The sequence below is a fragment of the Nonomuraea rubra genome (genome assembly GCF_014207985.1).
GTDB lineage: Bacteria > Actinomycetota > Actinomycetes > Streptosporangiales > Streptosporangiaceae > Nonomuraea > Nonomuraea rubra.
Genome location: NZ_JACHMI010000001.1, coordinates 6,189,231 through 6,198,562, shown reverse-complemented (window position 1 = coordinate 6,198,562; position 9,332 = coordinate 6,189,231). Strand labels below are relative to the sequence as shown.

The window sequence follows — 9,332 nt, the reverse complement described above, 5'->3', positions numbered from 1 at the left end:
TCAGGCCGGTTCGCGGGGCGGATACCGGTGAACGTGCTGGGAGCCGTACTGCACGGCGTTCACCGTCCCGTGATCGGAGGCGGTGTTGCGCTGGATCCAGACCTGTCCCGCGGCCGCCGGGACGAGCTCCTCGATGCGGGCCACCAGGTCGCGCAGTTCCGCCTCGGCCTCCGGCCTCTCCTCCAGCAGGTCCGCCAAGCGCACCTGCCAGGCGGTGAGCGCCTGGGCCCGCACCTCCGCCCGGGTCTCCGGGCCGGCGCTCTCCACGCGCACCGCGAGCTCGTCCAGCCGGGACTCGGCCAGCCTCGTGCGGTCCTCGTCGCCGTTGCCGAACAAGCGGGCGTACCCGTCACGTGCCATCTTCCAGGCGTCCGTGGCCGCCGCCTCCACCAGAGCGGTACCGCCCGCGGCGGCCAGAGCCGCTAGCCATTCAAGGCTCATCGCGATCCTCACGAAAGGTGACCGGTCATGGAGATGGTCGCAAAATTTCCGGCCGCGGCACAGATGCTCACCTCATTGTCCGCCCCGCTAGGGCTCCAGGAAGCTCGTGGCCCAGGCGACCGAATGACGCTGATGGCGATGACCAAGCCTCTGATCACGGCGGATGAGGCGCCGAAGCCGCCGGCAGCCGAGCCGACCGGTGATGAGCATCCGCCATCCTGGCGGTCGCGGTGGTCGGCGGGGGGCCACCGGCCACGGCGGGGACGCAAGCCACAACTGACCGACGCCGAACTGCTCACCCTGGCCGTGGCCCAGGTGCTGCTCGGCATCCACTCTGAGACCCGCTGGCTGCGCTACGTCCCCGAACACCTGCCCGGCGCCTTCGCCTACCTGCCCGGCCAATCCGGATACAACAAGCGCCTGGACAAGACTTTGCCGCTGTTCAAACGGGTGATCTGGGCGCTGGCGCAAGACACCGACCTGTGGACCGGCCCGGTCTGGAGCGCCGACAGCACCCCGGTCGAGTGCGGCCGCTCCCGGCCCCACCAGCCAGCGCTCGAACCTGGCCGGCTGGGCCGGCTACGGCTACTGCCGCTCCCACTCATGCTGGTTCTGGGGCCTGCGCCTGCATCTGATCTGCACCCCCGGCCGACCTGCCGATCACCTGGGCCTGGCGACCCCGAACATCGACGAACGCCAAGTCCTGATGGCCCTGTGCGAGAACGACCTGCACCTGCTCGCCGACCGGCCCGTGCGCTCCCACGCCATCGTCTGGTGCGCGCGGGCCACCATCTTGATGGCTTGGGCGGGTTCCATGCCGCTCCTTGAACCGGCTGGCCTGCAACGGGTTGATCGCACACACCTGATAGCCCCCGACTGCTGAACAAACGCGATCAGCTGATCCAACCGGCAGCATCGTCCTACGCGTCAACCCGCTGATCATTTCCGGTCCCAGCATGTGGCGCCTCCGTGCGCGCGCGTCGGTTGATCTCGGCACGCCGGAAAGAGGCAAGCACAGATCAGGGAATGAGCAGCAGCTTTCCGGTGGTCGTGCGTGACTCAAGGTCCGCATGGGCTCGCGCCGCCTCTCTCAAGGGATAACGACCTCCAATGACTGGTGTGAGCTGTCCCGCGAGGATCAAGTCGAAGATTTCGCCAGTCCGTCGGACCAGGGCCTCACGCGTGGGCACGTGATCATGCAGCACCGGGTACGACAGGAGGATGCTGTGCGGCAGGTCGGTCGGCCTGAAGGACGGCACGCCCATGATGGGGCCGTAGTATGCGTGCACCCCGTGCGGGCGCAGGGCGAGTTGGGACGATCGGAACGTTGGAGTGCCGCCGCCGTCGTAGACGACGTGGGCACCCTCGCCGCGGGTCAACTCCCTGATCCGCCCCTCGAAGCCGCCGCCGGACCACACGAGGACGTGGTCAGCACCGGCATTCCGCGCTATCGCGACCTTCTCATGGCGAGATACGAGACCGATCACCGTGGCACCACGGGTCTTGATCATCTGTGTCAGCAGGAGGCCTACACCACCTGCCGCAGCATGCACCACGGCCGTATCGCCGGGCTTGACCTGGTACGTCTCGGTGATGAAGTGGTGGGCCGTGATCCCCTGCAGCATGACCGCCGCGGCGGTTTCGTCCTCGATGCCCTCAGGGACTTTGACGAGCGAGTCGGCGGGAATGGCGAGCAGTTCGGCATAGCTGCCGGGGTGGTAATACCAGGCCACCCGGTCGCCGACGGCCACTCCATCGACATCCTCACCGAGCGCGACGACCCGGCCCACTCCTTCTGCGCCAAGGACCAGCGGTGCGGTCCAGCCGGGGGCGCCTTGCCGGCGTATGCCCGTGTCCATGTAGTTCACCCCTGCGGCGCCAAGCTGCACGAGCGCTTCGCCGGGTCCTGGGACCGGTTCCGGCAGTTCCCTCCACATCATGACCTCGGGGCCACCGTGCCTGTCGATCTGGATCGCGTGCATGGGAAACTCCTTCGAGCAGATATTTGGATGGCGGCTTACGCTCGCGAAGGCTATGCACCACAAATTGGACTCACAAGTCCAAAATTTGTGCCGGGACACCTCGCCCTCCGTGCCGGGTGCGCCGAACTGACCGAGATCACGGAACGCGCCAGGAGATAGGGCGCGGAGCGTGGCCGTGCCCCTACCTCTGCTGATCACGGGACCATGGCAAGCTCATCAATCGAGATGGGCAGCCCCTTCCAGGCGACCCAAGCCGGTGAGCATCGGGCCAGCCATCGGCCACCACGTGGCTAGTCACGACCGATGATTCCTCCAACTTCTACTCTGGCTGCGGGACTGTCGCCGAGTCGGTTCGGCGGTGGCGCGATGATCGGGTCAATCGATGCGGGTGCTCTCGGTGGCGGGGAGGCGCAGGACGAAGCGGGTGCCGCAGGTGGAGTCCTCGATTCCCAGGGTGCCGCCGTGGGCCTCGGCGGTCTGCCGGGCGATCGGCAGGCCCAGCCCGGTGCCTCCGGCGCCCCGGTCGCGGGCGGTGTCCAGGCGGGCGAATCGCTGGAAGACCAGCTCGCGCTTGCCCGGGTCGATGCCCTTTCCGTCGTCGATCACCTCCAGCATCGCGATGCCGTTCGGGAAGCGGTGGGCGTCACGCTTGGAGCCGGCCACGTGACTGACGCGGAGGGTGATGGTGGAGGCGGCGTACCGTTCGGCGTTGTCGATCAGGTTGGAGAGCAGGCGTGACAGCCGGGCCCGGTCGCCGATCACCACCACGCCGGGCTCCAGCGCGTAGTCGAAGCGCTTGGCCGGGTGGGGCCTCCTGCCGCTTTCCGTGGTGACGAGCTCGGACAGGTCGATGGGCTCGCGTTCGACCTGCCGGTCGTGGTCCTGCCGGGCGATGGTCAGCAGGTCGCCGACGATGGCCTCCAGCCTGTCCACACTCCTCAGGACGGTGTTGCCCACCGTGGGCACGCTGGTCTCCTCGGGGGCGAGCAGCGCGTCCTCGACCTCGGCGCGGATCGCGGCGATGGGGCTGCGCAGTTCGTGGGAGGCATCCGAGGTGAAGGCCCGTTGCTGCTCCATCGCGGCCTGCAGGCGGGCCAGGGTGTGGTTGACGCTGTCGGCCAGGTCGTGGATCTCGTCCTTGGCCTGCGGATAGGGCACGTGCCGGCGATCTCGAGGAGGCGGGCGAGCTCGCGTTCCTTCATCTTGTCCGCGGTCAGCTCGCCGGCGAAGATCCGGGCGATCTCGTACTGGTACCTCCTGCGCACCGCGCCACCGGCCTGCTTGGCCGCCAGCGCGTCTCCTACGGCCGCCGACGGTTTCGACGTCAGATGGCGTACCGCTTCGTCCAGCGCGTCGATGCCCGCGATCACCTGGTCGAGCAGCGGGGTGAAGCAGGTCTGCCGGGGTAACCGGTAAAGGTGGGTCGCCCTGACGAAGTCGCGCAGCGCGTCGAGCACGTCGTCGATGGCGCTCGAGAGCCGGAGCAGGTCCTCCCGGTGGATCGGGGTGATCAGGACGGACTCCAGTTCCACCACCAGCCGGGCCCGCTGGGTGTCGCCGAGGTGCTCGATCGTCCGCATCCGTTCGTGCGCGCCTGCGTTGTCGATCTCGCCCGCCACCATGGCCATGGCGAGCCGGGCGCCGTCCTTGGTCGCCCGTAGCTGTCCTGTCAGAGCCTCGGTCAGCGTGGTGTCCATGCGCCCGGCCAGCAGATCGCGAACCCCTGCTCATCCGCCTCATACGGCCTTCCCTCATGCGAGCGCGGTCAGCCCCGCCAACAGGGCGCTCGTCGGCAACGTCAGCAACCCTGCTCGGCCAATGCGCCTGCGGTGACGGCTTGCTCACGCCGCTGCTGTTCGGCGGTGAGCGCCCGGCGCAGCCGGTCGGCCTCCGCGGCGTGCGCCCCGGCCATGCCGCGAGCCTGGTCGCGTTCCTGCTCGGCTGTGCGGGTCCGGGTTTCCCTGGCGCGACTGGCTGCACGTCCTTGACCAGGCCGGACACACCACAGGGCGGCTGCTGCGCCGCATCAACCGGCACGGCACCATCGGCCCTTCACTCGGCGCCGACGCCGTCAACACCATCGTCCGTGACCTCGCCACCCGTGCTCGCGTGCCCAGCGCCGAGACCTTCACCGCGCACAGCCTGCGCGCCGGCGGGGCCACCGTGGCCTACGCCGCCGGCGTCCGGTCGCGGTCATCGCCAAGCACGGCCGCTGGGCCCCGGCCTCACCCGTCGTGCTGCGGTACATCAGGGCCGTTGATCGATGGCGTGACAACGCCATGCGCAACGTAGGCCTCTGACCAGTCAAAACAAGCGCGGCAGCGGCACATCCCGGAGGGCGCCTGCCACCTTAGACAACTTGTGCTACATCAGAGCCGCCGACCACCGGAGAGACAAATGCCATGCGCACAGGGAGGGCTCCAACAGCCCGGACCCACAGAAGCAGCCAGGCAGTAAGACATGAGCCGTCGCAGGCTCAGCACGGAACCGCGACGCATTTCCAGGGGTTCCTATCGTGGCCGCCCTGGTACGCAAGCCCGATCATGCGTGAGGCGGCAGCGACCAAAGCCCTGTTCACGAACCAGACTCACTGCAACGGAGCTGACCAAACCGCTGCAATCGCCTGACGTATCCGCTGGTGGGGCCATCATTGGTCACGAGGCTTGCAGTGCTGATACGTCACACTGCTGCGACCCATCGTCCGCAAGAGGATGGGAAATTGTCCGACTTCGTCGGTTCGTATCCCTTGCAGTGGGGGCCGGACGCGCGGCCTTCGCTGAACGACGCAGATCCCACCCGGCGAGTGGGCCACTGTCGTGGGCGGCCAACTGTCAAGCCGCCATCGCCACTCAGGCCGCGCAGGAGAGGAAGCAACCACTTCGAGAGGATTTGTCCTTCTCTGAGTGCTGCAATGAGGTGAGCAACCCACTGTAAGGGTGTGGCGAACGCCCATGAAATTTTAGTGGTTGGTCCCACAACCCCCTCCTCCCGCCGACCTGTGCCGCCCTACCCCCGCTTCGAGGGTTACTTGCGGGAATTCTGCCTTCTCGCAAGTTGCTCGCGTCCCAGCAGGCGCAACGGATCTGATTTATCGATTTTCATTTTCTAGAAAATCAAAAATGCTACACTATCGTCGTGACAGCAGAGACCACCCTGGTGACGCCTTGTAAGCACTGCGGTGCGCAGATCGAGCAGCGGCGGGGAAGGGGGCGGCCCAAGGCGTACTGTCCTGAGAAGGACTGCCAGGCTGCTGCCAAGCGGGAGCGGGAGTTGCGGCGGGCCACCCCCGGGCTGGAAGGGGCGTTGGCCAGGGCGGAGCAGCTGTACGACCGGATGGAGAGCGGGCTGGCCGCGGCGATCGAGCCGCTGGCGCGGGCGCTGGCCGAGGAGCTGAGTCCTGCCGGTGTCGAGGCCAAGCTGAGTGCGGTGCAGGCTGAGGCGCACACGCGGGTGGCGATCGCGCGTACAGAGCGGGAGCAGGCCTTCGAGCAGGTACGGATCGCGCGCGAGGCCACCGAGCACGCCCGCAGGCAGACGGCCGAGATGCGGGTGCGGCTCGATGAGGCCGAGCAGGAGCGCGAGACCGCGCTGGGTGACGCCGAGCGGGCGCGCGAGCAGGCGCTGGCCGCGTTGCGGGAGGCCGCGAGCACCGAACGGCAGGCGTTGCAGGCGGCCGAGGAGGCCAAGCGGCGCGCTGAGCTGGCCGAGCGCCGAGCCGAGGAGGCCAAGCGGCGGGTCGAGCTGACCGAGCAGGCCAGGGATCAGGCCGTGCAGGAGCTGGCCGAGCGGGTCGAGCTGGCCGGCAGGCAGGTGGAGGAGGCGCGGGCCGGGGCCGTACAGGCTCGGGAGGAAGCGGCGCTGGCGCGCGAGGAGCTTGAGCGCGCCCGGGAGGAGACGGCGGCGGCCGTGCGGGCGCGTGAGCAGGCCGAACGTGACGTGATCGGGGCCCGGGCGCGTGGGGAGGCGGCGGCGCAGGAGCGGGAGCGGGCCGTGGAACGGGCCGTCAAGGCCGAGCGGGCCGCGGCTGAAGCCGAGCGGGAGCGCGCGGTGGCGCTCAAGGAGGCTGAGCGGGACCGCGAGGTGGCGCGCAAGGAGGCCGCGCAGGCGGCGGAGGAAGCGGGACGGCTGGCCGAGAGGGTGGCGGCGCTGGAAGAGGAGAGGGCCGCGGCCGTGGCTCGGGAGCGCAAGGCGGTCTCACGGGAGAAGTCGCGGGCCGATGCCGCGGTCAAGGAGCGTGATCGGGTTCAGGGGGAGTTGCGGCTGGAGCGGATCCGGCTGGAGGATCTGCGGGCGGAGCTGGAGTCCGTACGGGCGGAGGCGGCGCAACTTCGGGAACGTGCGGTGGCGGCTGAGATGCGTTCGTCGTGAGGGGTACATCCCGCTACGTCCGGCGCCGCTCCTGACCCTCGCAGGTCGCCACCGCGATCGTGGGCGCGACCCTTACCGCCCTGGACGTGGAGCCATGGGGCGAGGGGTGACCACCGTCGCCTCCGACTCCACGCATGTGCGCGCCTACGATCTGAACATCATCACCGAATGGCACTCCAGGTACGGCGGCCGCGGCATCCTCATCTACTGGCACGTCGAGCGCCGGTCGAGAGTAGTGCGCTCCCGGACCCTGCGCGCCTCGGCCTCAGAGTGCACGCGATGAAGGCCGGACGTTCTCGCCCGTCCGGCGTGGGCCAAGCTGCTCAAGCCCGCCGACCGGCGCGGGCTCACACCCCTGTTCTGGCGGCGCGTCCAGCCCTGCGGCGAAGCACGGCTCGACGTCGCCATGCGTCTGCCGCTGGGTGGGTGGCGGGTAGGGCGACATCACGGTGATCGCGATCGCGCCGTCCCAGCGTGACTTGCACGAAGGTGGCGAGAGCGGCGACGGACACACCACCGCGTTGATCGCGGCCGGCACGAGACCTGGATGTAGCAACGGGAATTTCAACGGATTTGCCTGACCTGCACACACTGCGGGGGTGAAGCTTCTTGAGCAATGCTGGTGCAGCTCGCCAGGACGTGCATCCCAGTCCCACCTGACCCAAGCGGCGCCCGTTCTCACACCGCTTCGAGCACCTGTTGATCAAGTGAAAGTTTCTGGGGATCACACCTCACTGACCTGTCTGCATGATCGGCTGGACCGGAATCTCCGCCACCGATCACCTTCGTAGCCTCCCGCGGTCGCGCCCGTGCCCTGGAGCAGCGCCTTCTGGCTTGACAGTCAGGCCACAAGGCCGGCAGGCGGAAGCCGAAACGCCGGCTGGCGGGGGCCGGATGCCGCGGCACTGAGGCCTCCCGTGCACGCATGGCGACTCTCACACTCCTTGACGGCCGCGGTGTTCGCGCTAACAATCACTCACAACTCTTCAACGCCCGCTTCGGCGCACCACGCCCGTCAAGAAATGTTAGCGCTAACAATCAGGAGGCGACCCGTGATCCGACCAGCCATCCCTGCCTTACGCCGCCCCGGCCTCCACCTCGTGTCCGCTGCCCTGGCGGCCCTGTCCGCGCTGCTCCTGCTGTGCTCCTCGCTCGTGTCCGCCGCTCCCGCCGCCGCCGCGACGATCGACGTCAACGCCTGGTACGTGCTGGTCAACCGGCACAGCGGCAAGGTCGCCGACGTCTACGAGCGGGCCACCGGCGACGGCGCCGCCATCGTCCAGTGGGCGCGCAACGACGGCGCCTGGCAGCAGTGGCAGTTCGTCGACTCCGGAGGCGGCTACTACCGGCTGCGCTCCCGCCACAGCGGCAAGGTCCTCGACGTCTACAACCACTCCACCGCCGACGGCGCGAACATCGTCCAGTGGAGCGACCTCAACGGCGCCAACCAGCAGTTCCGCGTCGCCGACACCGACAACGGCCACGTCAAGCTGATCAACCGCAACAGCGGCAAGGCCCTGGAGGCGTGGGAATGGTCCACCGCCGACGGCGCGCGGCTGTCCCAGTACACCGACCTGAACGGCGCCAACCAGCAGTGGCGGCTCGTGAAGCTCGGTGACACCACCACGCCGCCGCCCACCTACCCCAACCCGGGCCTGGTCACCGGTGACATCAACGTGCACGACCCCGAGGTGACCAAGACCCCCAGCGGCGGCTATCTGCTGGCCCACACCGGCAATGGCGTCTCGCTCAAGACCTCCTCCGACCGCACCGCCTGGCGGAACGCGGGAGCCGCCTTCCCCGGCGGCGTGCCGTGGGCGCACCCGTACACAGACGGCGGCAACCACGTCTGGGCGCCGGATATCACGCACGTCAACGGCCGGTACTACATGTACTACTCGGCCTCCACCTTCGGCTCGAACCGGTCAGCGATCTTCCTGGCCACCAGCACGTCCGGTGCGTCCGGGTCGTGGACCAACGAGGGCCTGGTCATCGAGTCGCGGACCTCCGACAACTTCAACGCCATCGACCCCAACCTGGTCATCGACGACGAGGGCCGCTGGTGGCTGGCCTTCGGGTCGTTCTGGTCGGGCATCAAGATGGTCCAGCTCAACCCCTCATCCGGCAAGCGGCTGGACAGCACGATCCGCAGCATCGCCGGGCGCAACGGCGGCGCGATCGAGGCGCCGACCATCTACAAGCGCGGCAGCTACTACTACCAGCTGGTCTCCTTCGACACCTGCTGCCAGGGCGCGGCCAGCACCTACCGCATCATGGTCGGCCGGTCCACCTCCGTCACCGGCCCGTACGTGGACCGCAACGGAGTGGCGCTGACCTCCGGAGGTGGCACGCAACTGCTGGCCGGCCACGGTGACATCCACGGCCCCGGCCACCAGGCCGTCCTCGCCGACACCGACGGCGACATCCTCTTCTACCACTGGTACGCCGGCGACAACTCCTCCCGCCTCGGCATCAACAAGATCGGTTATGACACGGCCGGCTGGCCCTACGTCTACTGAGCCGCCTGTGCATCCGCCCCCC

Annotated in this window: 7 protein-coding genes and 1 pseudogene; 4 read left to right on the top strand and 4 right to left on the bottom strand. The window is 68.5% G+C overall.

From position 1 onward, the window contains the following. Entirely contained in the window at nt 1-441 is a 441-nt protein-coding gene (locus tag HD593_RS28245; RefSeq protein WP_185105073.1) for a hypothetical protein, read from the bottom strand. Nucleotides 442-693: 252 nt separating this feature from the next. On the opposite strand from HD593_RS28245, the pseudogene HD593_RS65195 reads away from it, so the two are divergent. After that, nucleotides 694-1,192 (top strand): annotated as a pseudogene (locus tag HD593_RS65195) (transposase family protein); the annotation flags it as partial. A 268-nt stretch (nt 1,193-1,460) separates the two neighbouring features. Here HD593_RS65195 and HD593_RS28235 read toward each other — a convergent pair. The 3 genes from HD593_RS28235 to HD593_RS28225 all read right to left on the bottom strand — a co-directional run bounded on the left by HD593_RS28235 (nt 1,461) and on the right by HD593_RS28225 (nt 4,120). After that, nucleotides 1,461-2,423: a quinone oxidoreductase family protein gene (locus tag HD593_RS28235; protein ID WP_185105071.1), complete on the bottom strand. Its 963-nt coding sequence runs from the start codon at nt 2,421-2,423 to the stop codon at nt 1,461-1,463. Nucleotides 2,424-2,798: 375 nt separating this feature from the next. After that, nucleotides 2,799-3,437 carry a sensor histidine kinase gene (locus HD593_RS28230; protein ID WP_312904454.1) on the bottom strand — a complete coding sequence of 213 codons (639 nt, stop codon included), beginning with the start codon at nt 3,435-3,437 and terminating at the stop codon, nt 2,799-2,801. Beyond that, nucleotides 3,362-4,120 carry a DUF47 family protein gene (locus HD593_RS28225; RefSeq protein WP_246546759.1) on the bottom strand — a complete coding sequence of 253 codons (759 nt, stop codon included), beginning with the start codon at nt 4,118-4,120 and terminating at the stop codon, nt 3,362-3,364. The genes HD593_RS28230 and HD593_RS28225 overlap by 76 nt, the downstream gene beginning before the upstream one ends. A 1,438-nt stretch (nt 4,121-5,558) precedes the next feature. On the opposite strand from HD593_RS28225, the gene HD593_RS63605 reads away from it, so the two are divergent. The 3 genes from HD593_RS63605 to HD593_RS28210 all read left to right on the top strand — a co-directional run bounded on the left by HD593_RS63605 (nt 5,559) and on the right by HD593_RS28210 (nt 9,310). Beyond that, nucleotides 5,559-6,791 (top strand): coiled-coil domain-containing protein, encoded by a 1,233-nt coding sequence (locus HD593_RS63605; protein ID WP_185105070.1) that lies wholly within the window; start codon nt 5,559-5,561, stop codon nt 6,789-6,791. A 106-nt stretch (nt 6,792-6,897) separates the two neighbouring features. After that, nucleotides 6,898-7,074: a Tn3 family transposase gene (locus tag HD593_RS28215; RefSeq protein WP_185105069.1), complete on the top strand. Its 177-nt coding sequence runs from the start codon at nt 6,898-6,900 to the stop codon at nt 7,072-7,074. Between the two features lie 769 nt (nt 7,075-7,843). Further along, complete coding sequence (locus HD593_RS28210) at nt 7,844-9,310, top strand: family 43 glycosylhydrolase (protein WP_379478730.1); 1,467 nt, start codon at nt 7,844-7,846, stop codon at nt 9,308-9,310. The last annotated feature ends 22 nt before the right edge of the window (nt 9,311-9,332 follow it).

Excerpts from the sequence above, each read along its gene's own strand:
- HD593_RS28225 (WP_246546759.1), bottom strand. The coding sequence starts at position 4,120 with ATGGACACCACGCTGACCGAGGCTCTGACAGGACAGCTACGGGCGACC.
- HD593_RS28235 (WP_185105071.1), bottom strand. The coding sequence starts at position 2,423 with ATGCACGCGATCCAGATCGACAGGCACGGTGGCCCCGAGGTCATGATG.
- HD593_RS28245 (WP_185105073.1), bottom strand. The coding sequence starts at position 441 with ATGAGCCTTGAATGGCTAGCGGCTCTGGCCGCCGCGGGCGGTACCGCT.